The 24,224-nt window shown below is 67.5% G+C and carries 24 protein-coding genes; 12 read left to right on the top strand and 12 right to left on the bottom strand.

What is annotated here, in order from left to right:
* From GRI75_RS03380 to GRI75_RS03370, 3 genes are read right to left on the bottom strand one after another with little or no spacing between them, the layout of a single operon-like run.
* Complete coding sequence (locus GRI75_RS03380; RefSeq protein WP_160745563.1) at window positions 1-558, bottom strand: rod shape-determining protein MreD; 558 nt, start codon at window positions 556-558, stop codon at window positions 1-3.
* Window positions 555-1,445, bottom strand: coding sequence for a rod shape-determining protein MreC (gene mreC, locus GRI75_RS03375; RefSeq protein WP_160745562.1), 891 nt, complete (start codon window positions 1,443-1,445; stop codon window positions 555-557). Before mreC ends, GRI75_RS03380 begins: the two co-directional genes overlap by 4 nt.
* Before the next feature lie 32 nt (window positions 1,446-1,477).
* A complete protein-coding gene (locus tag GRI75_RS03370) occupies window positions 1,478-2,527 on the bottom strand; it encodes a rod shape-determining protein (protein ID WP_160745989.1) in 1,050 nt (349 codons plus the stop codon).
* Window positions 2,528-2,709: 182 nt separating this feature from the next.
* Between GRI75_RS03370 and mutL the strand changes: the two genes are divergently transcribed.
* Complete coding sequence (gene mutL, locus GRI75_RS03365; RefSeq protein WP_160745561.1) at window positions 2,710-4,503, top strand: DNA mismatch repair endonuclease MutL; 1,794 nt, start codon at window positions 2,710-2,712, stop codon at window positions 4,501-4,503.
* Complete coding sequence (locus GRI75_RS03360) at window positions 4,503-4,937, top strand: hypothetical protein (protein WP_160745560.1); 435 nt, start codon at window positions 4,503-4,505, stop codon at window positions 4,935-4,937. The genes mutL and GRI75_RS03360 overlap by 1 nt, the downstream gene beginning before the upstream one ends.
* 166 nt (window positions 4,938-5,103) lie before the next feature.
* On the opposite strand, the gene GRI75_RS03355 is transcribed toward GRI75_RS03360, so the two are convergent.
* Together GRI75_RS03355 and GRI75_RS03350 are read right to left on the bottom strand one after the other, a co-directional pair.
* Window positions 5,104-6,570: a hypothetical protein gene (locus GRI75_RS03355; RefSeq protein ID WP_160745559.1), complete on the bottom strand. Its 1,467-nt coding sequence runs from the start codon at window positions 6,568-6,570 to the stop codon at window positions 5,104-5,106.
* Window positions 6,571-6,595: 25 nt separating this feature from the next.
* The gene (locus GRI75_RS03350; RefSeq protein WP_160745558.1) at window positions 6,596-7,339 is read right to left on the bottom strand and encodes a MauE/DoxX family redox-associated membrane protein; all 744 of its coding nucleotides are present in this window, start codon (window positions 7,337-7,339) and stop codon (window positions 6,596-6,598) included.
* Between the two features lie 47 nt (window positions 7,340-7,386).
* Here GRI75_RS03350 and GRI75_RS03345 point away from each other — a divergent pair, with 47 nt between their 5' ends.
* Window positions 7,387-7,773 (top strand): MerR family transcriptional regulator, encoded by a 387-nt coding sequence (locus GRI75_RS03345; protein WP_202389577.1) that lies wholly within the window; start codon window positions 7,387-7,389, stop codon window positions 7,771-7,773.
* Here the strand turns inward: GRI75_RS03345 and GRI75_RS03340 are convergent, their stop codons facing one another.
* The 3 genes from GRI75_RS03340 to GRI75_RS03330 are packed head-to-tail and all read right to left on the bottom strand — an operon-like array spanning window position 7,774 to window position 10,030.
* Window positions 7,774-8,571 (bottom strand): DUF1206 domain-containing protein, encoded by a 798-nt coding sequence (locus GRI75_RS03340; RefSeq protein ID WP_160745557.1) that lies wholly within the window; start codon window positions 8,569-8,571, stop codon window positions 7,774-7,776.
* Window positions 8,572-8,623: 52 nt separating this feature from the next.
* Window positions 8,624-9,337, bottom strand: a complete 714-nt coding sequence (locus GRI75_RS03335; protein WP_160745556.1) for an NYN domain-containing protein — start codon at window positions 9,335-9,337, stop codon at window positions 8,624-8,626.
* A gap of 39 nt (window positions 9,338-9,376) precedes the next feature.
* Window positions 9,377-10,030 carry a carbonic anhydrase gene (locus GRI75_RS03330; RefSeq protein ID WP_160745555.1) on the bottom strand — a complete coding sequence of 218 codons (654 nt, stop codon included), beginning with the start codon at window positions 10,028-10,030 and terminating at the stop codon, window positions 9,377-9,379.
* Between the two features lie 57 nt (window positions 10,031-10,087).
* Between GRI75_RS03330 and lipA the strand changes: the two genes are divergently transcribed.
* The gene (gene lipA, locus GRI75_RS03325) at window positions 10,088-11,038 is read left to right on the top strand and encodes a lipoyl synthase (RefSeq protein ID WP_160745554.1); all 951 of its coding nucleotides are present in this window, start codon (window positions 10,088-10,090) and stop codon (window positions 11,036-11,038) included.
* Between the two features lie 202 nt (window positions 11,039-11,240).
* Complete coding sequence (locus tag GRI75_RS03320) at window positions 11,241-11,702, top strand: type II toxin-antitoxin system RatA family toxin (RefSeq protein ID WP_160745553.1); 462 nt, start codon at window positions 11,241-11,243, stop codon at window positions 11,700-11,702.
* On the opposite strand, the gene GRI75_RS03315 is transcribed toward GRI75_RS03320, so the two are convergent.
* From GRI75_RS03315 to GRI75_RS03305, 3 genes are read right to left on the bottom strand one after another with little or no spacing between them, the layout of a single operon-like run.
* Entirely contained in the window at window positions 11,663-12,160 is a 498-nt protein-coding gene (locus GRI75_RS03315) for a CinA family protein (RefSeq protein WP_160745552.1), read from the bottom strand. The genes GRI75_RS03320 and GRI75_RS03315 overlap by 40 nt on opposite strands.
* Window positions 12,157-12,708, bottom strand: a complete 552-nt coding sequence (locus GRI75_RS03310; protein ID WP_160745551.1) for a hypothetical protein — start codon at window positions 12,706-12,708, stop codon at window positions 12,157-12,159. Before GRI75_RS03310 ends, GRI75_RS03315 begins: the two co-directional genes overlap by 4 nt.
* Window positions 12,708-13,859, bottom strand: coding sequence for a bifunctional 2-C-methyl-D-erythritol 4-phosphate cytidylyltransferase/2-C-methyl-D-erythritol 2,4-cyclodiphosphate synthase (locus tag GRI75_RS03305; protein ID WP_160745550.1), 1,152 nt, complete (start codon window positions 13,857-13,859; stop codon window positions 12,708-12,710). The genes GRI75_RS03310 and GRI75_RS03305 overlap by 1 nt, the downstream gene beginning before the upstream one ends.
* A gap of 75 nt (window positions 13,860-13,934) precedes the next feature.
* Here GRI75_RS03305 and dusB point away from each other — a divergent pair, with 75 nt between their 5' ends.
* The 7 genes from dusB to hflX all read left to right on the top strand — a co-directional run bounded on the left by dusB (window position 13,935) and on the right by hflX (window position 23,179).
* Window positions 13,935-14,951, top strand: coding sequence for a tRNA dihydrouridine synthase DusB (gene dusB, locus GRI75_RS03300; RefSeq protein WP_160745549.1), 1,017 nt, complete (start codon window positions 13,935-13,937; stop codon window positions 14,949-14,951).
* The gene (locus GRI75_RS03295) at window positions 14,948-16,018 is read left to right on the top strand and encodes a two-component system sensor histidine kinase NtrB (RefSeq protein WP_160745548.1); all 1,071 of its coding nucleotides are present in this window, start codon (window positions 14,948-14,950) and stop codon (window positions 16,016-16,018) included. Before dusB ends, GRI75_RS03295 begins: the two co-directional genes overlap by 4 nt.
* A gap of 9 nt (window positions 16,019-16,027) precedes the next feature.
* Window positions 16,028-17,437 (top strand): nitrogen regulation protein NR(I), encoded by a 1,410-nt coding sequence (gene ntrC / locus GRI75_RS03290; protein WP_160745547.1) that lies wholly within the window; start codon window positions 16,028-16,030, stop codon window positions 17,435-17,437.
* A 59-nt stretch (window positions 17,438-17,496) separates the two neighbouring features.
* Window positions 17,497-19,725, top strand: coding sequence for a sensor histidine kinase (locus GRI75_RS03285; protein ID WP_160745546.1), 2,229 nt, complete (start codon window positions 17,497-17,499; stop codon window positions 19,723-19,725).
* Window positions 19,726-19,744: 19 nt separating this feature from the next.
* Window positions 19,745-21,121, top strand: a complete 1,377-nt coding sequence (gene ntrX, locus GRI75_RS03280; RefSeq protein WP_160745545.1) for a nitrogen assimilation response regulator NtrX — start codon at window positions 19,745-19,747, stop codon at window positions 21,119-21,121.
* A 157-nt stretch (window positions 21,122-21,278) separates the two neighbouring features.
* Window positions 21,279-21,863, top strand: coding sequence for an RNA chaperone Hfq (hfq, locus tag GRI75_RS03275; protein ID WP_160745544.1), 585 nt, complete (start codon window positions 21,279-21,281; stop codon window positions 21,861-21,863).
* A gap of 47 nt (window positions 21,864-21,910) precedes the next feature.
* Complete coding sequence (gene hflX / locus GRI75_RS03270; protein ID WP_328597919.1) at window positions 21,911-23,179, top strand: GTPase HflX; 1,269 nt, start codon at window positions 21,911-21,913, stop codon at window positions 23,177-23,179.
* A 3-nt stretch (window positions 23,180-23,182) separates the two neighbouring features.
* On the opposite strand, the gene mazG is transcribed toward hflX, so the two are convergent.
* On the bottom strand, window positions 23,183-23,932 hold the full coding sequence (mazG, locus tag GRI75_RS03265) for a nucleoside triphosphate pyrophosphohydrolase (RefSeq protein ID WP_160745543.1): 750 nt from the start codon (window positions 23,930-23,932) through the stop codon (window positions 23,183-23,185).
* Window positions 23,933-24,224: the final 292 nt, after the last annotated feature.

Raw genomic sequence — 24,224 nt, 5'->3', positions numbered from 1 at the left:
CTAGCCGAGCCGGCGGATGCGCAGGAGCCGGAGTCGGTCGAGCAGGGATACCATGCGGGCGATAATGGGAAAGGCCAGCACCGACAGCAAGAGCTGAGGCACGAGAGCGACCAGCAGCGGCGTTTCGAGGTCCGCGCCGGAGACCAGCGCAGCACAGCCGATGTAGATGGCGATCACCAGGCTGGCGATCATCCAATCCTGCCAGAAGCTGCGCCAGGGGAACCGCGCGTCGAGGAAGTCGGCGGCAATCAGGGTCAGCGAGAACAGCAGGATGCCGCCGCCGAAAGGCTGGCCCGAGAACAGATCGTCGAACGCCCCCAGCGGCAGCCCGGCCCACATCGGCAGCAGGCCCGGCCGCATGAGGCGCCACGCGAGCATGAACATGTAGCCAAGCGGCGGCATGACCGGCGCCGAGGCGATCACCGGCAGCATAGGGGTGAGCGAGAACAGCAGGATCGCCAGCCAGGGGACGCCGTAGGCCAGCAGCCGCGAGTGATCGCGGTTGATCTTCGTGCCGAATGCATCGCGCCGCGCGCGCGGATTGATCTGGTCGATCATTCGGCCTCTGTTTCGGCAGCGGGCGGGGCGCGAAGCATCGCCCTGGCTTCCTGCTGCCAAACCGGCTCGACCGCGACATAGTCGGTCGCGGCCGGGTTGCTGAGAACGCGCGCGATGGCGCCGTCGCGGGTGATCGTTTCGGCGACCGCCACCGCGACGTTCGGCCGGAACAGGCCGCCGGCGCCGGAGGTGACGAAGACGTCCCCCGGCTTGATCGGGTTGATCCCGAGGTTGATCAGGCGCAGCCGCAGCGAGCCGTCGGTGCGGCCTTCGGCAAAGGCGACCACGTTGTCCGTGGAGCGGCGGACCGGCACCATGCTTTCGCTATCGGTCAGCAGCAGCACGCGCGAACTGCGCGCGCCGGTTTCGAGCACCCGCCCGACCAGGCCCATCGGCGAGACGACGGGCATTTCCGGCCGCACGCCATCCTCGCGCCCGGCGGAGATGTAGGCGAAGCGCCGCGCGCTGGACGAGGTGGACCCGATCAGCCGGGCAAGCGCGACCGGCTGGGTGTCTCTTTCGCGAAGGCCGAGGGTGCGCTTGAGGCGGGCGTTCTCCTGCCTGATCGCTTCGGCTTCGACGAGCCTGACGCGGGCGATGCGCATCTCCCGCTCGAGCTCGGCATTCCTGCTGCCGGCGCGGTAGTACCCCGCGATCGCTTCGAAGAAGCTCTTGCCCCCGGTGCGCGCCGTGGCGCCAGCCTCGCCGGCGGAGGAGGCGGCGTCGGTGGCCATGCTGCGCAGACCTGCGAGCGCCTGCGGCTGCATCAGCGAGATGATCAGCAGCGCAGCCCCGATCAGCGTGCCCATGCCCGCGATCAGGTAGCCCGTGAAGACGCTCAATTGCGCCTTTCGGTTCGAACTGGAACGGATCTTCGGCGGAGCCATTGCCGCCCTTCCTGCTTAACTTCCCAGAAGGATCAGGCGGTCATCAGCACGCCGCGGTAGAGCGGATCTTCCATCGCGCGCCCGGTGCCCATCGCCACGCAGGACAGCGGGTCTTCCGCGACGCTGACCGGCAGCCCCGTTTCTTCCTTGAGGTGATCGTCGAGCCCGCGGATCAGCGCGCCGCCGCCGGTGAGGACGATGCCCTGGTCGACGATGTCCGCCGCCAGTTCGGGCGCCGTGTTCTCCAGCGCAATGCGCACGCCTTCGACGATGGCCCCGATCGGCTCGCTGAGAGCCTCGGCGATGTGGCCCTGGTTGATGGTGATTTCCTTCGGCACCCCGTTCACGAGGTCGCGGCCCTTGATGGTGACCGTTTCGCCCACGCCGTCTTCCGGCACGGTGGCGACGCCGTATTCCTTCTTGATCCGTTCCGCGGTCGCGTCGCCGATCAGCAGGTTGTGGTGGCGGCGGACGTAGGAGACGATCGCTTCGTCCATCTTGTCACCGCCGGTGCGGACCGAAGTGGTGTAGGCAAGGCCGCGCAGCGAGAGCACGGCGACTTCGGTGGTGCCGCCGCCGATGTCCACGACCATCGAGCCGACCGGCTCGGTCACCGGCATGTCGGCGCCGATCGCCGCGGCCATGGGCTCGAGGATCAGGAAGACTTCGGAAGCGCCGGCGTTGGAGGCGGCATCGCGGATCGCGCGGCGTTCGACCGAGGTCGAGCCCGAAGGCACGCAGATGACGATTTCCGGGTGGCGGAAAGTGCTCGTCTTGCGGCCGGTGACCTTGCGGATGAAGTGCTTGATCATCTCCTCGGCGATTTCGATGTCGGCGATCACGCCGTCGCGCAGCGGGCGGATCGCCTCGATGCTGTCGGGCGTCTTGCCCATCATCAGCTTGGCGTCGTCGCCGACGGCCTTGACCCGCTTGATCCCGTTCAGCGTCTCGATCGCGACCACCGACGGCTCGTTCAGCACGATCCCGCGATCCTGGACATAGACCAGTGTGTTGGCCGTGCCCAAGTCGATAGCCATGTTGGGAGAACCGAACGAGAAAAGGCGGGAGAAGAAGGAGCTCATGATGATCCCGTAGTTTCCGAGCTTTGCCACGGATTGTTGGTATGACGAAAGGCCGGGAGGACCCGCCTTGCAAGGGTCCTTATCGCAAGGGCTTTGCAAAGGCCAAAATTTTGTGGGGCAATCGACGGGTTTTTACACTGTCCGGCTCGAATTGCAGCCACCCTGCCGTTACCATGGCGGTCATGCCGGAAATCCGCCGACTTCCCGAGACGCTGGTCAACCGTATCGCCGCGGGCGAAGTGGTGGAGCGGCCCGCCTCTGCGCTGAAGGAGCTGGTCGAGAACGCGCTCGATGCCGGCGCGGGCCGGATCGCGGTTGCGCTGTCGGACGGCGGCCTGTCGCGGATCGAAGTCACCGACGACGGGTGCGGAATGGGACCCGAGGAAATGGCCCTGGCCCTGGAGCGGCATGCCACGTCCAAACTGCCCGACGACGCTATCGAGCAGGTCGCCACGCTGGGCTTCCGCGGGGAGGCGCTGCCGTCGATTGCCAGCGTCGCGCGGCTGACGCTTGAAAGCCGGGTGCGCGGCGCCGAGCAGGGCTGGCGGCGGGTGGTCGATCACGGCGCGCTGACGGACGAAGGCCCCGCTGCGCTGCCGCCGGGGACGCGTGTGCGGGTCGAACAGCTGTTTGGCAAAGTGCCCGCGCGGCGTAAGTTCCTGCGCACGGCGCGCAGCGAATACGCCGCTTGCCTGGATGTCGTGCGCCGCCTGGCGATGGCCCGGCCGGACGTTTCCTTCCGGCTCGATCACGGGGAGCGGTGCATCCTCGACCTGCAAGGCGGGGAGGCCCTGGCCGCCCGGGTGGCCATGATCGTGGCGCGGGAGCTGGCGGACAACTCCGTGGCCCTGGACATGGAACGCGGGACCATGCGGCTGACCGGTGTCGCCGGCTTGCCGACGTACAACCGCGGCGTGGCCGATCACCAGTACTTGTTCGTCAACGGCCGCCCGGTGAAGGACCGGCTGCTCATCGGCGCGGTGCGCGGCGCCTATGCCGACATGCTGGCGCGGGACCGGCACGCTGTCCTGGCGCTGTTCCTGGAGATCGCGGCGGAAGACGTGGACGTGAACGTCCATCCGGCGAAGACCGAGGTCCGCTTCCGCGACGCGGCGGCGGTGCGGGGCTTCATCGTCTCGGGCCTGCGGCAGGCTCTCGCAACGGGCGACCGGCGTAGCGCGCAAGCCCCGGACGCCGCCGCGATGGGGCGCTGGCAGACGGAGCCGCAGCTCGCGCCCGCGCTCGGCTCGCTGTTCCGCGGCCGCGACTGGACTGCGCCTTCGGCTGCGGTGCGGGAGGCAAGCTCTGCCTGGCGCAGCTACGAGGCCAGCGTGCTCGACGCGCCGCAGGGCAGGGCGGAGCAGGCCGAGCCGCTGCCCGAGGAGGCCGCCGACTATCCGCTCGGCATTGCTCGCGGGCAGGTGGCCGATACCTACATCGTTGCCGAAGCGGCCGACGGGCTCGTGCTGGTGGACCAGCACGCGGCACACGAGCGGCTCGTGCTCGAACGCCTGCGGGCGGCGGGTGCGGGCGAGAAGGTCGCCGCCAGCCAGGCGCTGCTGATCCCCGAGGTCGTAGAGCTGGACGAGCCGGCGTGCGACCGCCTGGAGGAACACGCCGCCAGTTTCGCCGAGTTCGGCCTGGCGATCGAGCGCTTCGGCCCTTCCGCCATGCTCGTGCGGGCCATGCCGGGAGCGCTCAACGGCGCCGATCCGCATCGGCTGCTGACTGACTTGGCCGACGATCTCGCCAAGCACGGCGAGGCCCTGTTGCTGGGCGAGAAGATCGAGCACGTGCTGGCGACGATGGCCTGCCACGGCTCTGTACGCGCGGGGCGTACGCTCTCCGTCGCCGAGATGAACGCGCTTCTGCGAGAGATGGAGCGCACGCCGCGCTCCGGCCAGTGCAACCACGGGCGGCCGACCTGGGTGAAGCTGTCGATGGGCGATGTTGAGAAACTGTTCGGGAGGCACTGATGCGCCGGTTCGTTCTCCTGCTTTGCTCCGCGCTGCCGGCCTGCGGCGAAACCGAAGCCGAGCCGCCTGCTCCCACGGTCGTGCCACAGGCGATCACTTACCCGGATATCGAGGCGAACGACCTGTTCGGCGCCGGCTGCGCTTACGCCTCCGGCGCTTCCATGGCGCCGATCGTGCTCGCTAATGCTGACCAGGCAGCGATGAAGATCGGCGGTCGGATCCAGCGGTTCGTAGTCGATCCTGAGAGCGAAGGCGCGGTGCTCGGCTCGCGCACGCGCTACCTCGCCGAGGATCGCGTGCTCTACCTGACCGTGGAAGGGGAGGGGACCCAGGCGGGAGACGAGACGGTGAACTTCACCGGGTCCGTCCGCCTGGTCGACGGCGCCGGGGCGGAACTCTACGCTACCATCGGCACCGTCCAATGCGGAAGCTGAGACTCTAATCCTCCCTGTTCGGCGCAGCCGAATGGGGAGGGGGACCGCGACACCGCAGGTGTCGTGGTGGAGGGGTATGGCGCACCGGGACCCCTCCGTCAGCCGCCTGACGGCGTCTGCCACCTCCCCATTCCCGCTCCGCGGAAACGGGGAGGATTTTCGCTGGTCAGTCGCCCAGGCTGAAGCGGGCAAACAGGGTGTATCCGATCGGGGAGGAGCCGTAGGCTTCATCCAGGGCATCGGGTTTGGCGAAAGCGGAGACCGTTCCGCCGAGCGCCAAATCCAACGGGCCGAGCGGGATGCGGTAGGCATAGCCGGCCTGGAACTTGGTCACGCGGAACGCCTGGTCGTGCAGGGGATCGTGGTGGTCGGGGAAGAGCTCGTCGTTCTCGACGTTCTCGACCCGGCCGAACACGGTGTGGCGGTCCGTCAGGTCCCAGTTCACTTCGCCGAGCCAAGCGTCCAGCGTGTCGCCCGGCTGCCGGTTCTTGCCCGAGTAAGCAGCCATCGCGGAGAGCCCGTGGCCGTTGTTGTAGTGAGCGGAGGCGGTGGTGCGGTGTTCGTCCTGGCCCGGGTGCATCTCCTCGGGTTCGTCGATCTCGCCATAGCTTGCCTGGAGCAGCCAGGAGCGCGCAGGCGCGAAGCTGGCGCGGACGCTCCAAGAGTCGAACTTCGGCTCCTCGATGTTCCAGCGGAACTCGTCGGGTTCGCGCCCGCGGAAGGTGCTTGCCTCGAGTTGCCAGCGGGGGCCAGCAACGCCGCCGGTGAGCACGCCATAGACGATGTGCGTGGAATCGAACCAGTGGTGCGTGATCGGCGCCTCGGGATTGTAGCGGGCGCTGGCGCGGTGCATGAATGCGCTCGGCCCGAGCGCCGGCTCGCCGACCGGGCCGCCGTACAGGAACACGCTGGTGTCTTCGGCGATGTCCACGTCCAGGCGGCCGGCCAGTTCCATGAACAAATCGTGCGGATGCTGGCGATCGACCAGCGGCTCGCCATAAGCCACCTCGCCCGTGGCGAAGAGGCTCGGATAACCGTCGTGCCGCAGCAGCGGTTCGAGGCTCATCATCGTGCGCAAGGTGAACTTGCCGCCCTCGAACGGAGCGGTCATCGTCGCCATGGCCATCGACTGGACATAGAGCTTGTCGTCGCCCCTCGGGCCGCCCTGGTTCGTGTAGACCGGCCACAGGAAGCCGTGCAGCATCAGCGTGTCATCGCCGCCGAGGCCGATCATTGCGCCATGGTTCATGGTCTCGTTCGGCGGCAGGCGCGAAGTGCCGGAGCCTTCGCCGGACATGTCGGAAACGTGAGCCGAATGATCGCCCCGGGCCATCGGCATCGTGGAATGGTCCATCTGCGAATGGTTCATCTGCGAATGGTCCTTCTGCGGATGTCCCATCGCCCCGTGATCCACTTGCGGCTGTTCCATGGCGCTGTGGTCCATGGCGGAGTGATCCGGCTGCGGTTGTTCCGCGGCGCCGTGGTTCATCGCCGAGTGGTCGGACTGCGGTTCAGCGGCCGGCTGCGCGGCCGCCGGCGGCGCCGGCTCGGCGTGTCCGGAATGGTCCTGGGCAGGGGCGGCTGCCGGGAACAGGGCCAGGGCGGCGGCGCCGGCGAGGAGACGAGAGTACATTCAGATGGTCCTTCGGTATTGAGAGTTAGATCAGCATCCAGACGGCCATGCCGATCATGAACAGGTTCTCGGTCAGGGAGACGAAGCCGAGCGGGACGTTGCTCGACCCGCCGACGCAGGCGCATTTGATCTCCCGCTTCTGCACATAGACGGCATAGAACACGCTGATCGCGCCGATCGTGCCGATCGTCAGGGCGATCGGGATCGATAGCCAGTCGAGCGCATGCGCGGCCATCAGCACGCCTGCGGCTGCTTCGAGGTAAGGATAGGCATAGGAATAGGGCACATAGCGGCGCGCGAGCAGGTCGTAACCCACGAACATGCTGGAGAACTTCTCGATATCCTGCAGCTTGAGCATGGCCAGGATCGCCATCGTGAAGCTGACGAACCATTCGGCCGCGCGCACCGTGAAGGGGCTGCCATAGGCGAACTGGCTCACCGCCAGGCCAAGCGCGGCGGCGATGGCGAAGACGGCGATCACCGGCCTGTAGCTGGTTGAACCTTCAGCAGGCAGAGGCTTGCCCAGGAACGCGCGCAGCTCGGTGTACCCGCCGATGCGCTTGCCGCCGATGAAGGTCTGCGGCGTGGTCGGGACGTCGTGTTCGCGCTTGAACGCGTCGGTCTCCTCGCGCGTGGTCAGCCAGTGGTCCTCGACCGTGTAGCCGCTGCGCTCGAGCAGCCACTTGGCCTTTACCCCATAGGGGCAGACGTGCTTCTCCATCACCATGCGGTAGAGGCGGGCGATCTTCGGTGTGTTGTCCTTGGTCATGCCCGGGTCTATAGCTTCCGTACCACGGTACGGAGTCAATGGGAAAAATGATGCGCATTTCGGAACTGGCGCGAAAAGGTGGCGTCGGCGTCGAGACGGTGCGCTTCTACCAGCGCAAAGGTCTGCTGACCGTTCCCCGCGGCGAAGCGCCGGGCGGGCGGCACTATGGCGAGGATGACGTCAAGCGCCTGCGCTATGTCCGCCATGCGCAAGTCGCCGGCTTCACGCTGGCCGAGATCGCCGAGCTGATCGAGCTGGACCGGACCGACGACCGCCCGCGCGCCCGCGCCATGGCCGCCGAGCGGATCGCCGCCCTCGACGAGCAGATCGCCAAGCTGCAGGCGGCGCGGGAATCGCTGGCCCGGCTCGCCCGCGACTGCGCCAGGGGTGGGGACGGACCTTGTCCCATACTCGGCGCTTTCGACCGGGTCTGATCAGCGGAAGCTTGGCTTCAAGCTTGTGCTGTCGAGGTCGGGGATGATGCGGTAGCGTGAGACCACGAGGCTGAAGGCGCCGAACAGCATCAGGCCCACGGCGACGAGCGTGTAAACGGTGCCGCTCTCACGCAGGCTCACGAGCGCTTCGCCGAGCCCTTTCACTTCGCTGGACGAGTTGAACCAGGCCGATTGCACCAGCGACCAGCCGATAATGGCGAACACCACCGCTCGGGCAGCATGGCCGGCCCGGCCGACGGCTTCGATCCCGTTCGGCGCGCGCGGGCTGACGCGGTGCATGAAGTGGCCGGTGGCGGCTTCCTTCGCCTGCATCAGGGCACCAACGAGGAATCCGAGCCCGACAGCGCCGATGAGCAAGCCACCGAGAGTCCAGTCCAGGATGCTGCTCGCGGTCTGCTGGCTCTCTCCGCCCGCCGCGCTCTGCTTGGAGCCGCTGGCAAACTGCAGGGCGGCGAAGGCCAGGATGGTATAGGCTACGCCGCTCGCCGCATCGCCGATGCGCTTGACGATGCCTTTCGTGTCGCTGCCGCGGTTCTCGACGTCGCCGACCGCCGCGGCGAACTTGAACAGGACGTAAGCGGTCAGGCCGATGGCCATGAGGTAGAGGATCGGCGTGCCGAGCGGCATCTCCTGCAGGTGCGCGAACACGCCCTGATTGCCTTCGCCGGCTTCGGCACGGGTGCCGAGCGCAAGCCACCCGAGCAGGATGTACGTGACGCCCCGCGCGGCATAGCCGAGGCGGACCAGCCAGCTGAACTTTTCGCTCTTGTCGACCATGCCTTCTCCATCGATCTGATGACGATCAACGAAGAAGCTGCCGTTTCGTGCCTCAGCGCAAGCGCTTTACATAGAGCTGGTTGCCCTCGCGCCGCTCTAGCTTGAAATTGTCGCCCGCCGCCTGGATCAGGTCGGACAGGCGCTTGAAGCCGTGGTTGCGCACGTCGAAGCTCGATCGGTTGCCGGCGATCTGGCCGACTTCCTGCAGCCTGGCAAAACCTTCCTCGTCGCGGCTTGCGGCGCGCCAGGCCGCGCCCAGCAGCTCGATGAGCTCCTGGTCGATCTGCCGCCCTTCAGGCTTTCCGCCTTCCTCCTGCGAAGAAGTGCGGATGAGCTGATCGACATCGATGTAGCGCGTGCAGGCGGTCTTGAAGGCTTCCGGTGCCTGGGCGCTACCGAAGCCGTAGACCAGCAGGCCATCCTGCCTCAGCCGCGTGACCAGCGGCGTAAAATCGCTGTCCGAACTCATGATGCCGAACCCGTCGACTTTGCCGCGATAGAGCAGGTCGACCGCGTCGATCGTCATTGCCATGTCGGTGGCGTTCTTGCCCTTGGTCAGATCGAACTGCTGCATCGGCTGCAGGCCATAACGGTGGGTGATCTGGTTCCACTTGGCCAGCGCCGGCTTGGCCCAGTTGCCGTAGGCGCGGCGGATGTTCACCTGGCCCAACTCCGCCAGGACGGTCAGCACAGGATCGATGCCCGCATGGCAGGCATTGTCGGCGTCGATCAGCAGGGCGATGTTCTTGAGGTCGGCTTCCGGCATGGGCGCTACATGGCTCGCCGAAGCGGCGGCGACAAGCGATTAGGCCGGGCGGAACTTCCCGCTGCTTTCATCCAGCAGGTGGAGGACACCGTCGGTAATGGCGAAGAACGCGCCGCGCAGCGTCAGCTTGCCGCTCGCCTCCCGTGCGGCGACACAGGGGAACGTCCGCAGGTTATCGAGGCTCACCTTGACGCCGGCGTGCTCCATCGCCCGCTGGGCCGCGTGGCCTTCGGTGCCGTACTCGCTGACGACCGCCTCGCGCGCATCGTCGAGCAGCGAGATCCAGTCCGCCACGAAACCGCCTTCGCCCGGCGCCGCGCCGCGCATGGCCTGGGTCAGCGCGGCGTTGCAGCCGCCGCACATGCCGTGCCCGAGTACGAGGATTTCCTTCACCTTGAGCACCTGGACCGCGAATTCCAGCGCGGCCGAGACGCCGTGGTGGCCGGGGGTGGTCTCGAACGGCGGCACCAGGGCAGCGACGTTGCGCACGACGAAGATCTCGCCGGGATCGACGTCGAAGATCTGCGCCGGATCGACCCTGCTGTCGGAACACGCAATCACCATGACCTGCGGCTGCTGGCCCTCGCGCAAACGGTCCCAACGGGCGCGCTGGGGATGCCAGCCTTTTTCCCGGAACCTGTGATAACCGTCGAGGAGATGGGCGAGCGCTTCGGTGGGCGTGTCTTCAGTCATGGCGCTGCCATGCCGCGCGCCATTGCCACTGACAAGAGGGTTCCCTAAGTGGGCTGCATGAACGACCTGTCCCCGGCAAATCTGGGCGCGCCCCGGCCCGAGCGCCAGCGCAAACCCGACTGGATTCGCGTCAAGGCGCCCGTCAGCAAAGGCTATCACCAGACGCGCCAGCTGATGCGCGACCTCAACCTCAACACCGTGTGCGAAGAAGCGGCCTGCCCGAACATCGGCGAGTGCTGGACCAAGAAGCACGCGACGGTGATGATCCTGGGCGATGTCTGCACGCGCGCCTGCGCCTTCTGCAACGTCAAGACCGGCATGCCGCGCATGGTCGATCCGCTCGAGCCTGAGCATGTCGCCACCGCCGCCGCCAAGCTGGGGCTCGAGCACATTGTCGTCACCAGCGTCGACCGTGATGACTTGCCGGACGGCGGGGCGGGGCAGTTCGTGAAAGTGATCGAGGCCCTGCGCCGCAACACGCCGAACACCACGATCGAGATCCTCACGCCCGACTTCCGCGGCAAGATGCGGCCCGCTGTGGAGGCGATCTGCGCGGCGGGGCCGGACGTCTACAACCACAACCTGGAGACAGTCCCGCGGCTCTATCCGACGATCCGTCCCGGCGCGCGCTACTACGCCTCCCTGCGCCTGCTCGAGGAAGTGAAGGCCCACGATCCGGCGATCTTCACCAAGTCCGGCATCATGCTGGGGCTCGGCGAGGCGCGGCTCGAAGTGCACCAGGTGATGGACGACATGCGCAGCGCCGATGTCGATTTCCTGACGATGGGGCAGTATCTCCAGCCGACGCCAAAGCACGCGAAAGTCGAGGAATTCGTCAGCCCGCAGGCCTTCGACGCCTATGGCGCGATCGGGCGTGCGAAAGGCTTCCTGCAAGTCGCCGCGAGCCCCCTGACCCGTTCGAGCTATCACGCCGGCGACGACTTCGCCGAGATGAAGGCGCGGCGCGAAGCGAAACTGGCCAAGCAGGCTGGGGTGAAGTTCGGCTGATGGCTCCCTCTCCCTCCCGTCCGCTCCGCCATTCCGTTCGCCCTGAGCTTGTCGAAGGGCCGCCCTTGTTTCAGCACGACGCTCGAAGAAAAACGGTCCTTCGACAAGCTCAGGACGAACGGGGTTGGGTTCGGAACGAGCAGGGTTGGGTTCGGAACGAACGGGATCGGACTCAGGACAAGCGGAACGCAAGGCTGATCTGATGCCCGGTATTCGAGAGACCAGACGGCTGCCTTACAGCTGCGAGGAGATGTTCGACCTCGTGGCCGATGTCGACCGCTACGGCGAGTTCCTGCCGTGGGTCGTGGCCACGCGGGTGCGTTCCGACAGCGAAACCGAGATGGTCGCGGACATGCTGGTCGGATTCAAGGCGCTGCGGGAGAAGTTCACCTCGCGCGTCTACAAGGAGCGTCCCCGACGGCTCGAGGTGATCTATGTCGACGGGCCGCTGAAGGACCTGGACAATGTCTGGGAGTTCGAACCGCTCGAAGACGGCGGCTGCGAGATCCACTTCTGCGTCGAGTTCAAGTTCAAGAACCTGATGTTCGAAGCGCTCGCCGGCCAGTACTTCGACCGCGCCTTCCGCAAGATGGTCGCCGCGTTCGAGACGCGCGCGGAAGAGCTTTACGGCAGCAGGAGTTCCAGCGCGCACAGCGTCGCCTGAAGGCGCACGCCACGCCGGTCCTCGGAATCGAACAGCTTCGATTCGGCGTCGCGCTCCTCCGCGTCGCGGAACGCGCGGGCGAAGACCACCGTGCCGACCGGCTTCTGGGCCGAGCCGCCTTCCGGGCCGGCGATACCGCTGATCGCGACCGCCACGTCGGCCCCGCTGCGCTGCAGCGCGCCCTGTGCCATCGCATAGACGCAGGCGATCGAAACCGCGCCGAACGCGTCGATCACGTCGCGGGCGACGCCGAGGGATTCTCTTTTCGACTCGTTGGAGTAGGTAACGTAGCCGCGGTCGAACACGGCGGAAGAGCCGGGGATCTCGGTCAGCGCCGCGGCGACGAGCCCGCCGGTGCAGCTTTCGGCGACGACGATCTTGCGGCCGATGGCGCGGTTCTCTTCGATCACCCGGCGGGCGAGGTCGACGATCTCATCGGGGAGGAGCGAGTCGCTCATGGACGGCCAACCGCTGCGCCGGCGCGGGCGGCAAGCTCGCCGCTGGCCGAAGCGACGTCGAACAGGACGCCCATGATCTTGCCGGCTTGCGCGGGTTCGAGTGGCGAGAGGGCTTCGGCCATCCGCTCGATGTACGTGCAAGACTTCGGCTCCACGCGGGCGGCGGCTTCCTGGCGGATCAGCGCGTCGACAAGCGGCCGTACGGCGTTGTCAGGAAGGCTGGAGAACATCCGCAACTGTTCGCCGGCGGCCTTGCCCGCGGCGAACTTGAACATGGCGCCGCGCGCTTTCGGCCAGACGGCGTTCTGCTGTGCGGCATAACGCTGCGCGAGTGCGGGGCCGCGCTTGGCCAGGAACCCGTTGGACGACAGGCGGCCCGCGCAAGCCTGCTCGGTCGCGTCGATCAGGGCAGGCACGGCATAGATGGCCAGCGCGGCGGCCTCGTCACCGGTGAGATCGGGCAGTCTGCTTTGCGCTTGTGCGCCGGCGGGCAGCATCGAAGTAAATGCGAGGGCCGCAACGGCCGCCATTCTCGAGATGCGCTTCATCACACTGGGTCCTCCCGTGAAATCAGGGTGGCGACGGCCTGGGCAGCTATCCCTTCGCCGCGCCCGGTAAAGCCGAGCCGTTCGGTCGTCGTCGCCTTGACGCTCACTTGCGCCAGATCAACGTTCAGCAATGTCGCCAGTTTCCCGCGCATCGTTTCCCTGTGCGGGCCGATCTTCGGGGCCTCGCAGATCAGGGTCACGTCGACGTTGCCGACCCGGTATCCGGCTTCTTCCGCCAGCGCGACTGCATGGAGGATGAACTTGTCAGACGAGGCGCCTTTCCAGCGCGGGTCGCTCGGCGGGAAGTGCTGGCCGATATCGCCGGCGGCGACTGCGCCGAGGATCGCGTCAACGACGGCGTGCAGCCCGACGTCGGCGTCGCTGTGGCCCAGGAGCCCGCGGTCGTGCTCGATGCGCACGCCGCACAGCCACAGCTCCTCGCCTTCGGCCAGGCGGTGGACGTCGTAACCGGTGCCGATGCGGATCATTGGCGCGCCAGTGCGGAAATCGCCGGCAAAGGTCAACTTGCGCAAGCGCTCGTCGCCTTCGACGAGGGCGACGTCCAGACCCGCGGCACGGGCGACTTGGGCGTCGTCTCCGGCCTCCGCCGCACCAGCCCAGGCACGGTGCGCCGCGAGGATGTCGGGGAAGCGGAACGCCTGGGGCGTCTGCACCCGGCGGAGTTTCTCGCGGTTCGCCGCACCCGCCATCAGCCCGGCGTGATCTATCGCGATGCTGTCCACGACCGGCAGAACTGGAATGGCGCCAGGCTGGCTTTCGAGGGCGGAAAGCAGGCGGCCGATCACCGTCGGCGGACAGTCGGGCCGCGCTGCGTCGTGGATCAGGATCGCCGAGGGCGCGGCGGAGGCAATGGCTTCCAGCGCGGCGCGGACCGAGAGCTGGCGGGTGGCGCCGCCTTTCACGAAGCTCAGGCCGTCGATTCCGGCGAGCGCTTCGGCCGCCAGTTCCTCCGCGCCTTCGGGGATCGCCACCACGATGGGGTACGCCCCAAGCTTCGCGAACGTCTCCGCGGAATGGCGCAGCAGCGGCTTTCCGCGCCACGCGGCGAACTGTTTCGGAAGCGGCCCCCCGGCACGCAAGCCTTTGCCGGCGGCGACGATCACAGCGGCGAATGGAGGCAGCGAGGCCATAGGGCGGGCCGCTAGCGGCTTGCGGCAGCCCTAGCAATCCACTATGCGGCTGCCCACATTTTAGGCACCACTCCCATGACGACGCTACCACCCCCTCCGGCGCTCCGGCCGATCACGGTCGGCAATCTGCAGATCGACTGCCCGGTCGTGCTCGCGCCGATGACGGGCGTGACCGATATGCCGTTCCGCACGCTCGTGCGCCGCTACGGCTCGGGCCTCAACGTCACTGAGATGATCGCCAGCCAGGCGATGATCCGGGAGACCCGGCAGAGCCTGCAGAAAGCATCTTGGGACCAGATCGAGGAGCCGGTCTCCATGCAGCTGGTCGGCTGCGATCCGGTCTCCATGGCTGAGGCGGCCAGGCTCAACGCCGATCGCGGCGCGGCGATCATCGACATCAACTTCGGCTGCCCAGTACGCAAGGTGACTAACGGCTTCGCCGGATCGGCGCTGATGCGCGAAGTGCCGCTGGCGACGAAGCTGATGGAAGCCACGGTCAAGGCCGTGTCGGTGCCGGTCACGGTCAAGATGCGGATGGGCTGGGATCATGACAGCCTGAACGCTCCCGAGCTGGCGCGGATCGCGGAGGACATCGGGGTCAAGATGATCACCGTCCACGGTCGCACGCGCAACCAGATGTACCGCGGCTCGGCCGACTGGGCTTTCATCCGCAAGGTCAAGGAGGCGGTTTCCATCCCGGTGATCGTCAACGGCGACATCTGCGGGGTCGAGGATGCGGCGCAGGCGTTGGCGCAGTCCGGCGCCGACGGCGTGATGATCGGGCGCGGGGCCTACGGCAAGCCGTGGCTGCTCGGGCAGGTCATGCACTGGTGGCGCACGGGCGAGGCGCTGCCGACGCCGGGCTACGACGAGCAGTACCGCATCCTGGTCGAGCACTACGAAGGCATGCTCGAGCTCTACGGGCGCGACGTCGGCGTGAAAGTCGCGCGCAAGCACCTGGGGTGGTACACCAAGGGCATGCACGGGTCCGCCGAGTTCCGGAACCACGTGAACTTCATCGACGACGCCGCCCAGGTGCTCGGCGAGATCGAGCGCTTCTATGAGCCGTTCCTGCGGCGCCGCGCGGCGTGAGCGACCCTGCGGGGGAGGGCGCCGCCCCCTCGGCGGCCGACCAGATCGCCGGACTGACTTTTGCGCTGGTGCTGCTCGACAGCAATCTAGCGGTGCGCAGCGCCAATCACGCGGCTGAAGACCTTCTCGGCGCCAGCGCCCGGCGGCTGACCGGGCAGACCATCGGCGACATCGTCGATTTCTGCGACGCACGTATAGCCGCGCGCGTTGCCGAGCCCGATGCGCAGATTACCGCACGCGGCGTGGCGATCCGCGTCGGTGAGCGCGAGCACCGGGTGAACCTCACCGTTTCCGCGCTGCCCAACCATCCCGGCTGGCGGGTGCTGACATTCTCCGACGCCCGGCAGGGCGAAGGCGCGGGCGACGAGGAGCGGCCTGCTCCCCTTCGCGGACCTGCGATCCTGGCACATGAGATCAAGAACCCGCTCTCGGCCATTCGCGGGGCCGCGCAATTGCTGGCCCGCAAGGTGGGCGAGAGCGAGCGCGCGCTGACCGGCCTGATCGCCGAGGAGGTCGACCGGATCGCGCAACTGATCGACCGGATGCAGCGGCTCGGGCGCGAACAGCCGGAGCCGGTGGCGCCGCTCAACCTGCACGAGGCGATCCGCCGTGCGTGCGACACGATCCTCGCCGCCGATACGAGCGGCGTGGCGCTGAAGGAGGAGTTCGATCCCTCCCTTCCGCCCGTGCTCGCCAACGACGGGGCCCTGGTGCAGGTCCTGATCAATCTCCTCGCCAACGCGCGGGACGCGAGCCGTGACCGGCCTTCACCGACGATCACGATCCGCACGCGCTTCGTCAGCGGCCTGGTGCTCAACGTCATCCGCCTCGGGCGGCCGGTGAAGCTGCCTATAGAGATCCAGGTGACCGATAACGGCCCCGGTGTGGACCCGGCGCTGGCTGACCACATCTTCGAGCCATTCGTCAGCAGCAAGTCGGGCGGCCAGGGCCTCGGCCTCGCGCTGGTCAACAAGCTGGTGCGCGACATGAACGGGCGCATCACGCACGAACGCGACGAAGCAGCGGGCCTGACGCATTTCCGCGTCCAGTTGCCGATGGCGAGCTAGGAGAAGCCGATGGCCCGGAACGCCCTGCTGGTGGAGGACGATGGTGCGATCGCCACCGTCATCACCGCCGCGCTGAAGGAAGACGGCTTCACCGTCGATCGCTGCGAGAGCATCGCCGGCCGAGACCGGCTACTGGCGCAAGGCCGCTACGATGTCATGCTGACCGACATCATGCTGACCGATGGGGACGGTATCGAGACCCTCGGCCCGGTGCAGCGCGCGCATCCTGACATGCCGGTGATCATCCTCTCGGCGCAGAACACGCTCGACACGGCAGTGCGGGCGACCGGCACCGGCGCGTTCGAGTACTTCCCCAAGCCGTTCGACCTGGACGAGCTGGTCCGCGCCGCGCGGCAGGCCGCCGAGCGGTCCGACGCCGGGGGCGAGGGGGGGGCGGACAGCCCGGAAGGCCTGCCGCTGATCGGCCGAAGCCCCGCGATGCAGGACGTCTACCGGATGATCACGCGCGTCCTGCGCAACGATCTGACGGTGCTGATCTTGGGCGAATCCGGCACCGGCAAGGAACTGGTGGCAGAGGCGATCCACCAGCTCGGCCATCGCAAGGATGGCCCGTTCGTGGCACTCAACACCGCTGCGATCCCGCGCGAACTGATCGAGAGCGAGCTTTTCGGCCACGAGAAGGGCGCGTTCACCGGCGCCGTGACGCGATCGATCGGCAAGTTCGAGCAGGCGAACGGCGGCACGCTGTTCCTCGACGAGATCGGCGACATGCCGGCGGAAGCGCAGACCCGCCTGCTGCGCGCCCTGCAATCGGGCCGAATCCGCCGGGTGGGCGGGCGCGAGGAAGTGGCGATCGACGTCCGCATCGTCGCCGCTACCAACCGCGACCTTGCCCCGATGATCGCCGCCGGCAGCTTTCGCGAGGACTTGTTCTACCGCCTGAACGTCGTGCCGATCCGCCTTCCCGCGCTGCGCGACCGGACCGCGGATATCGAGCCGCTGGCGCGCCATTTCCTGCAGCTTGCGGCAAAGGAGGGGCTGCCATCGCGCAAGCTTTCCGCCAATGCCGCCGAACTGCTCGCCCGGCAGCCCTGGCGAGGGAACGTGCGAGAGCTGAAGAACCTGGTCTACCGGGCGGCCTTGCTGGCGCGGGAGGACACCATCGATGCCGCCGCCGTTGCCCAGCTCCTGGCCGAAGCGCCGGCGGCGGAAAGCGCGGCCGAGGCCGATTTCGGCAACGCGCTGCGGGCCTGGCTCGGTGAGGCGCAGCCTGCCGAAGGAACGCTGTACCACGCGGCGTTGGCGGCCTTCGAGAAGCCGCTGTTCGAACACGCGCTGGCCCGCACGGGCGGCAACCAGCTACGCGCCGCGGCATTGCTCGGTATCAACCGCAACACGCTGCGCAAGCGGCTCAGCGAGCTCGAGATCGACCCCGATCGTTTTTCCGGGGCAAGCTGAGGCCCTCGCTGTAGAAAGCCCTTGCAAACCGGCAACAGTCCCGTTGTAAGCTTGCAACGATGGCTGACGCCGCCCTGCCTGCGCAACCTGCGCGCCTACGCCGGTTTCCGCGCTGGTGGCGGCGCGCGCTGGTTACCTCGCGCCGGGTCAATCTGTTCCTCTGGCTCGAGATCGCGTTCAGCATCGCTTTGGTCGTGATGCTCGCCAGTGCCTACCTGGCGCTGTCGGGGTCGGCCAACCCGTCGGAACCGTTGCCGCCTTTCCAGGCCGCTGCGCTGCTGATGGGGACGCTTATATCGGCCCTGGCGCTTGTCGTATTGGGCGGGCGGCGCCTGGCCATACGCCGGGCCGGGGACTCGGGCGCGCGGCTTCACGTCAAGCTGGTGTTCTTCTTCTCGCTGGTCGCCGCGGTGCCGACGCTGCTGGTGGCGGTGTTCGCCAGTATCCTGTTCCAGTCGGGCGTGCAGTTCTGGTTCTCGGCGGATTCGCGCGGCATCCTGGAGAACGCCAACGAGCTGGCGCGCGGCTATTACGACCAGAACCAGCGCAACGTCGCCGACAACACCGTCACGATGGCCAGCGATCTGCGCTTCTACCTGCAGCAGGTTACGCTCGATAGTCCGGAGTTCGCCGAAGGCTATTCGCTTCAGGTGCTGCAGCGCGAGCTGGACCGCAGCGCGATCCTGCAGGAAGTGGCCGGCGGCGAACTGCGCGTCGCGGCGATCGTCGATCCGCAGGAGGGCACTCTCGTGCAGCGGGCCACGGAAGCCGCGCTGCCGGAACTGCGGGCCGGCAAGGACGTGGTCGTCCGCGCCAGCCAGAACCGGATCGAGGCCGTTACGGTGATCGACGCCGGTGCCGGGATCTACCTCTACAACGCCCGCAATTCGGACGATCTGGCGCTGCAACAGTGGCAACGGGCGCAAAGCGTCATCCAGTCGTACGACCAGCTGACCCAGCGCGCGCGCACGATGCAGCTGCGCTTCAACATTGTGCTGTTCGTCGTTTCTCTGGCGCTGGTCGGCTTGGCGGTGTGGTTCGCGCTGCGCTTCGCCGACCGCCAGGTGCGCCCGCTGACCGAGCTCGTTGCCGCCGCCCGCCGCGTCGGCAGCGGCAACTATGCGCTGCGCGTCGAAGGCCGCACCGGGCCCGACGAGATCGGTCTGCTCAACCGCGCCTTCAACCGCATGACCGGCCAGATCGAGCAGCAGACCGCCGCGTTGGTCGGCGCCAACCGCCAGCTGGCAGAGCGGCGGGCCTTCATCGAAACGGTGCTGCAGTCGGTCACCGCCGGGATCGTCTCGGTCGATCATGAAGGCGGGGTCCGCTTGATGAACAGCTCCGCCCAGGGCCTGCTCCTCGGCGAAGGGGCGGCGGCGCCGCTCGGCCTCAAGCTGGAGGACATTGCTCCCGAGATCGCCGCGCTGCTCAAGAGCGGCAACGATCATGGCCTGGTCCATGCCAACCGGGACGGCGAACTGCTGACCCTGGCGGTCAAGCTCGCGCCCGCGGCAGGGGGCTGGGTGATCACGTTCGAGGACATCACGCGCCAGCTGCTCGACCAGCGCCAGGCCGCCTGGTCCGATGTCGCCCGCCGCATCGCGCACGAGATCAAGAACCCGCTGACCCCGATCCAGCTCGCCACCGAGCGCCTCAAGCGCCGCTATCGCAAGCAGATCGAGCATGACGGCGAACTGTTCGAGGAACTGACCGCGACGATCATCCGCCAGGTCGGCGACCTGCGGAAGATGGTGGATGAGTTCTCGTCCTTCGCCCGCCTGCCCAAGCCGGTATTCCGCCAGGAGGATGCGGTCGATCTCGTGCGGCAGGCGCTGTTCCTGCAGGAAGTCGCCCGGCCGGAGATCGACTACAGCTTCTCGGCCGAAGGCGAGCTGCCGGCGATCGCCTGCGACCGCCACCAGTTCGGCCAGGCGATGACCAACGTGCTCAAGAACGCCGCCGAGGCGATCGAGGCCAGGAGGCGCGATGCCGAGCCGGACTTCCGCGGGAAAATCGCCGTCGGGGTGGCTGCGGACGAGCGCTACCTGTCCGTCACGGTCGCGGACAACGGTGTCGGCCTGCCGCACCAGGGGGCTGAGCGGATCCTCGAACCTTACGTGACCACGCGCGAGAAGGGCACTGGCCTGGGCCTGGCTATCGTGAAGAAGATCGTCGAGGAGCACGCCGGCGAGATGAGCTTCGCCCAACCCGGGGAAGGCGGCACCAAAGTCACGCTGCGCTTCGCCCGCGATCCCCTTGCCGCGGCCGACGCAGAGGCCGCAGAATGAGAATGACGGAGAACATCTGATGGCGCTCGACATCCTCATCGTGGATGACGAAAAGGACATCCGCGAGCTCGTCGCCGGGGTGCTCAGCGACGAAGGCTACGAATGCCGGACCGCGGCCGACAGCACCCGCGCGCTGGAACTGGTCGACGAACGCCGACCGAGCCTCGTGCTGCTCGACGTATGGCTCCACGGCAGCGCGATGGATGGGCTCGAGCTGCTCGACGCGATCAAGCTGCGCGAGCCGGACATGCCGGTGATCATCTTTTCCGGTCACGGCAACATCGATACCGCTGTCTCCGCCGTCAGCCGCGGGGCGATGGACTTCCTCGAGAAGCCGTTCGAGGCCGAGCGGCTGCTGCTGCTGGTCGAGCGCGCGACTGAGACGGAGCGCCTGCGGCGCGAGAACGCCCGGCTGCGCGAAGGCTTCGTGCAGACCGACGAATTCACCGGCAACTCCAACGCTATCAATCAGGTCCGCGCCACGCTGAAGCGGGTTGCCGGAACCGGCAGCCGGGTGATGATCACCGGCCCGGCCGGCGCCGGCAAGGAAGTCGCCGCGCGGCTGCTCCACGCCTGGAGCACGCGGGCGGACAAGGCGTTCGTGACGGTCAACTCGGCCCGCATCACGCCGGAGCGCTTCGAGCAGGAACTGTTCGGTGAAGAGGCCGACGGAAAGCTGGTCCGCGCCGGTCTGCTGGAGATGGCCGACGGCGGGACGCTCTATCTCGACGAAGTGGCCGACATGCCGATGAGCACGCAAGCCCGTATCCTGCGGGTGCTGACGGAGCAGAGCTTCGTGCGCGTCGGCGGGAACCGGCAGGTCGGCGTGGACGTGCGGGTGGTCTCCTCCACCGCGCGCGACCTGGAGCGCGAAATCGAGGACAAGCACTTCCGCGAGGACTTGTTCTACCGCCTCAACGTCGTGCCGGTGGCGATCCCTTCGCTCGGCCAGCGGCGCGACGACATCCCCGCGCTGGCGACGCACTTCTTCACCCGCTACGCCCGCGAGCAAGGCCTGGCCGCGCCGGAGATCAGCAGCGAGGCCATGGCCGCGCTGCAGGCTTACGACTGGCCGGGCAACGTCCGCCAGCTGCGCAACGTGGTCGAGCGCACGGTGATCCTGACGCCGCGCGACCGCATGAGGACGATCGAGCCGGACATGCTGCCGGAAGAGATCACCGGCGGCTCCTCGGAAAACGGGAACGGCATCGCCGCGCTGATGGGCGTGCCGCTGCGGGAGGCGCGCGAGAGCTTCGAGCGCGAGTATCTGCGGATCCAGATTCGCCGCTTCTCGGGCAACATCTCCAAGACTGCCGGCTTCATCGGCATGGAGCGATCGGCCCTGCACCGCAAGCTCAAGCTCCTGGGCATGGGCGAGCGGGATCTGCTCGACTAGGTATCGCTACGAGAGTCACGGAACTGACACCCGCAATAGGCATTTCCTGAATCGCGCGGGCAGGGCATGAAGTCTCTTGCGTGAATCGGCCCTGCTCCTCGCTGGGCCAGAATGCGGACCGCCAAGCGGCCGCCAAAAAGAAGAAGGAGTGCGCCTTATGGCAAAGGAAAAGCTTTCCGCTCGGCCCAAGCCCGTCAGTGAACCGGCACCGAAGGCGGCCGCGACCCCCAGTCCCGCAGCCGGCGGCGGCAAGGCCGCGAACCTGCAGGACATCTTCCTGAACCACCTACGGCGGGAGAAGATGCCCGTCACGATGTTCCTGGTGAAGGGCGTCAAGCTGCAGGGCATCGTCACCTGGTTCGACAACTTCTCGATCCTGCTGCGCCGCGACGGCCAGTCGCAGCTGGTCTACAAGCACGCCATCTCCACGGTCATGCCCAGTCAACCGGTGGACGCGGGAATGTTCGCGAGCGCCAATGACAGCGGCCGCAAGCAGCGCCTGCTGCAGGACGTGTTCCTCAGCCGGGTCCGCGACGCCGGCGTCCAGGTGACGATGTTCCTGGTCAACGGCGTCATGCTGCAGGGCCGGATCGCCGCTTATGACCTCTTCTGCATGCTGCTGGAGCGCGAAGGCTTCGTGCAGCTCGCTTACAAGCATGCCGTCTCGACCATCCAGCCCGCCGCCCCGGTCGACCTGACGACCGACTGGGACGACGAAGACGGTGGGGGCGAGGCAAGCTGAGCTTCGATGAAGACATTGGCGAGGTAGCCCGCGGCGCCCGTGCGCTCGTGGTCTATCCGGAGATCCGCGGCGCGCGCGCCGGAGTCGATCCCGAGGCAAGGCTCGAGGAAGCGAAAGGGCTCGCCCTGGCGATCGGCCTGGTCGTGGCCGACGCTTTCGTCCTGCCGCTGCGGCAGGTGCGGCCGGCGACTCTGTTCGGCGAAGGCCAGATCGAGCGCATGGCCACAGCGTGCGAGTTGGAGGATGCCGAGCTGGTCATCGTCGATGGCTCGCTGTCGGGCATCCAGCAGCGCAACCTGGAAGAGAAGCTCAAGCGCAAGGTCATCGACCGGACCGGGCTGATCCTGGAGATTTTCGGCGAGCGGGCGGCGACGGCCGAAGGCCGGCTGCAGGTCGAGCTGGCCCACCTGGACTACCAGCAGAGCCGCCTCGTGCGGAGCTGGACCCACCTGGAGCGGCAGCGCGGCGGCTTCGGCTTCCTCGGCGGCCCGGGCGAGACGCAGATCGAGGCCGACAGGCGGATGATCCGCGACCGGATGGGCCGACTCCGCAAAGAGCTCGAGCAAGTGCGGCGCACGCGCGCCTTGCACCGCAAGCGCCGCGGACGGGCGCCCTGGCCGGTGATCGCACTGGTCGGCTACACCAACGCCGGCAAATCGACGCTGTTCAACCGCCTGACGGGGGCCGACGTCATGGCGGAGGACTTGCTGTTCGCGACGCTCGACCCGACCATGCGGGCGATCTCGCTGCCCGGCGTCGACAAGGCGATCCTGTCGGACACGGTCGGGTTCATCTCGGACCTGCCGACGCAGCTCGTCGCCGCCTTCCGGGCGACCCTCGAAGAAGTGATCGAAGCCGACGTGATCCTCCACGTGAGGGACATCGCCAACCCGGACAGCCTGGCGCAGAAACGCCAGGTGATCGGGGTGCTCGGCGATCTCGGCGTGATCGAAGGGGAGGGGGGCGAGAGCCGCGTTCCGATCCTCGAGCTGTGGAACAAGTGGGACTTGCTCGACGAGGACCGGCGAGAAGAGCTGACGGGGATGGCCGAGCAGGATCCCGATGTGCTGCCGCTATCGGCGGAGACCGGTTTCGGCGTGGAGCCGATGCTCGAACGCGTGAGCCAGCTGCTGACCGAAGGCGCGCGGGTCTACAGCATCTTGGTTCCGGCAAAGGACGGTGCTCGGATCGCCTGGCTGCATTCGCACGGCGAAGTTCTGGAAGAGGCGGAGGCGGGCGAGGACGAGGACGGGCCGCTCCGGCGAGTCGACGTGCGGCTCACCGCCAAGGAATTCGGCCGCTACGCTTCGCTCTGAGGATCAGCGCTCGCCGCGCTTGACCGCGTTCCAGAGCGCTTCCTGCTCGTCGAGAGACAAGGCGGCGAAGCGCTCCTGCCCGCCTGCGAGGGCTTCCATCGCGCGGAAGCGGCGCTCGAACTTGCGGTTGGCTGCCCGCAATGCCTCTTCCGGCGCCACGCCGTAGGCGCGGACCAGGTTGACCGCCGCGAACAGCAGGTCGCCGGCTTCCTCGGCACGTTCATGGTCGGCCGCCTCGGCGAGCTCCTGCGCTTCCTCCACGACCTTGGCCGCCGGGCCCGCCGGGTCCGGCCAGTCGAAGCCCGCGCGTGCGGCGCGCTTCTGCAGCTTCTCCGCCCGGAGCAGCGCCGGAAGCGCGGCGGCGACTCCGTCGAGCGCGCTTTGGGCACCCCGGTCTGCACGCTCCGCCGCCTTCAGTTCCTCCCAGCCTGCCGAGTGCTCGGCCTCGCCGAAGATGTGCGGGTGCCGGGCTTCCATCTTGTCGGCGATTGACCGGGCCACCTCAGTGAAGTCGAAGTGCCCGGCCTCCTCGGCGATTCGCGCGTGGAACACGACCTGGAGCAGCAGGTCGCCGAGTTCGCCGCGGAGATCGTCCATGTCGCCCCGCTCGATGGCGTCGGCGACTTCGTAGGCCTCCTCGATGGTGTAGGGCGCGATCGTGGAGAAGTCCTGCGCCCGGTCCCATTCGCACCCGGTGTGGGGATCGCGCAGGCGGGACATGATCGAGAGGAGCCGGTCGAGTTGTGCGGACATTTTGTACCTGAGCAAGGGAAGGAAGCGGGTGCGGATGTGGGCGCTCTCCTACCGGAGCGCCGCGCTTCCTCCTAGTGGAGCCGGGCTGCGGAAGCCCCTTGAACCTGCCGCACAGGCGGGCGGTCCGGGAAAAACAAGAAAAGTGAGGATCGGGGTTGACGGTTCGAAAGCCCCTCCATATATGCCCTCTCACCGACGGGGTGCTGCTGGTTTCTACCGGTTCTCGCCGCTTCGGTCGCCAACATAAACGGACGGTAGGTCCCCCGGGTATAAGCGGGGAGGCACGACTGTC

The sequence above is a fragment of the Croceibacterium soli genome, assembly GCF_009828065.1.
GTDB classification, from domain to species: Bacteria; Pseudomonadota; Alphaproteobacteria; order Sphingomonadales; family Sphingomonadaceae; genus Croceibacterium_B; species Croceibacterium_B soli.
Note: the sequence above shows the minus strand (reverse complement) of the source record. Positions and strands in the feature narration are given on the sequence as shown.

Excerpts from the sequence above, each read along its gene's own strand:
- GRI75_RS03380 (WP_160745563.1), bottom strand. The coding sequence starts at position 558 with ATGATCGACCAGATCAATCCGCGCGCGCGGCGCGATGCATTCGGCACG.
- mreC (WP_160745562.1), bottom strand. The coding sequence starts at position 1,445 with ATGGCTCCGCCGAAGATCCGTTCCAGTTCGAACCGAAAGGCGCAATTG.
- GRI75_RS03370 (WP_160745989.1), bottom strand. The coding sequence starts at position 2,527 with ATGAGCTCCTTCTTCTCCCGCCTTTTCTCGTTCGGTTCTCCCAACATG.
- mutL (WP_160745561.1), top strand. The coding sequence starts at position 2,710 with ATGCCGGAAATCCGCCGACTTCCCGAGACGCTGGTCAACCGTATCGCC.
- GRI75_RS03360 (WP_160745560.1), top strand. The coding sequence starts at position 4,503 with ATGCGCCGGTTCGTTCTCCTGCTTTGCTCCGCGCTGCCGGCCTGCGGC.
- GRI75_RS03355 (WP_160745559.1), bottom strand. The coding sequence starts at position 6,570 with ATGTACTCTCGTCTCCTCGCCGGCGCCGCCGCCCTGGCCCTGTTCCCG.
- GRI75_RS03350 (WP_160745558.1), bottom strand. The coding sequence starts at position 7,339 with ATGACCAAGGACAACACACCGAAGATCGCCCGCCTCTACCGCATGGTG.
- GRI75_RS03345 (WP_202389577.1), top strand. The coding sequence starts at position 7,387 with ATGATGCGCATTTCGGAACTGGCGCGAAAAGGTGGCGTCGGCGTCGAG.
- GRI75_RS03340 (WP_160745557.1), bottom strand. The coding sequence starts at position 8,571 with ATGGTCGACAAGAGCGAAAAGTTCAGCTGGCTGGTCCGCCTCGGCTAT.
- GRI75_RS03335 (WP_160745556.1), bottom strand. The coding sequence starts at position 9,337 with ATGCCGGAAGCCGACCTCAAGAACATCGCCCTGCTGATCGACGCCGAC.
- GRI75_RS03330 (WP_160745555.1), bottom strand. The coding sequence starts at position 10,030 with ATGACTGAAGACACGCCCACCGAAGCGCTCGCCCATCTCCTCGACGGT.
- lipA (WP_160745554.1), top strand. The coding sequence starts at position 10,088 with ATGAACGACCTGTCCCCGGCAAATCTGGGCGCGCCCCGGCCCGAGCGC.
- GRI75_RS03320 (WP_160745553.1), top strand. The coding sequence starts at position 11,241 with ATGCCCGGTATTCGAGAGACCAGACGGCTGCCTTACAGCTGCGAGGAG.
- GRI75_RS03315 (WP_160745552.1), bottom strand. The coding sequence starts at position 12,160 with ATGAGCGACTCGCTCCTCCCCGATGAGATCGTCGACCTCGCCCGCCGG.
- GRI75_RS03310 (WP_160745551.1), bottom strand. The coding sequence starts at position 12,708 with ATGAAGCGCATCTCGAGAATGGCGGCCGTTGCGGCCCTCGCATTTACT.
- GRI75_RS03305 (WP_160745550.1), bottom strand. The coding sequence starts at position 13,859 with ATGGCCTCGCTGCCTCCATTCGCCGCTGTGATCGTCGCCGCCGGCAAA.
- dusB (WP_160745549.1), top strand. The coding sequence starts at position 13,935 with ATGACGACGCTACCACCCCCTCCGGCGCTCCGGCCGATCACGGTCGGC.
- ntrC (WP_160745547.1), top strand. The coding sequence starts at position 16,028 with ATGGCCCGGAACGCCCTGCTGGTGGAGGACGATGGTGCGATCGCCACC.
- GRI75_RS03285 (WP_160745546.1), top strand. The coding sequence starts at position 17,497 with ATGGCTGACGCCGCCCTGCCTGCGCAACCTGCGCGCCTACGCCGGTTT.
- ntrX (WP_160745545.1), top strand. The coding sequence starts at position 19,745 with ATGGCGCTCGACATCCTCATCGTGGATGACGAAAAGGACATCCGCGAG.
- hfq (WP_160745544.1), top strand. The coding sequence starts at position 21,279 with ATGGCAAAGGAAAAGCTTTCCGCTCGGCCCAAGCCCGTCAGTGAACCG.
- mazG (WP_160745543.1), bottom strand. The coding sequence starts at position 23,932 with ATGTCCGCACAACTCGACCGGCTCCTCTCGATCATGTCCCGCCTGCGC.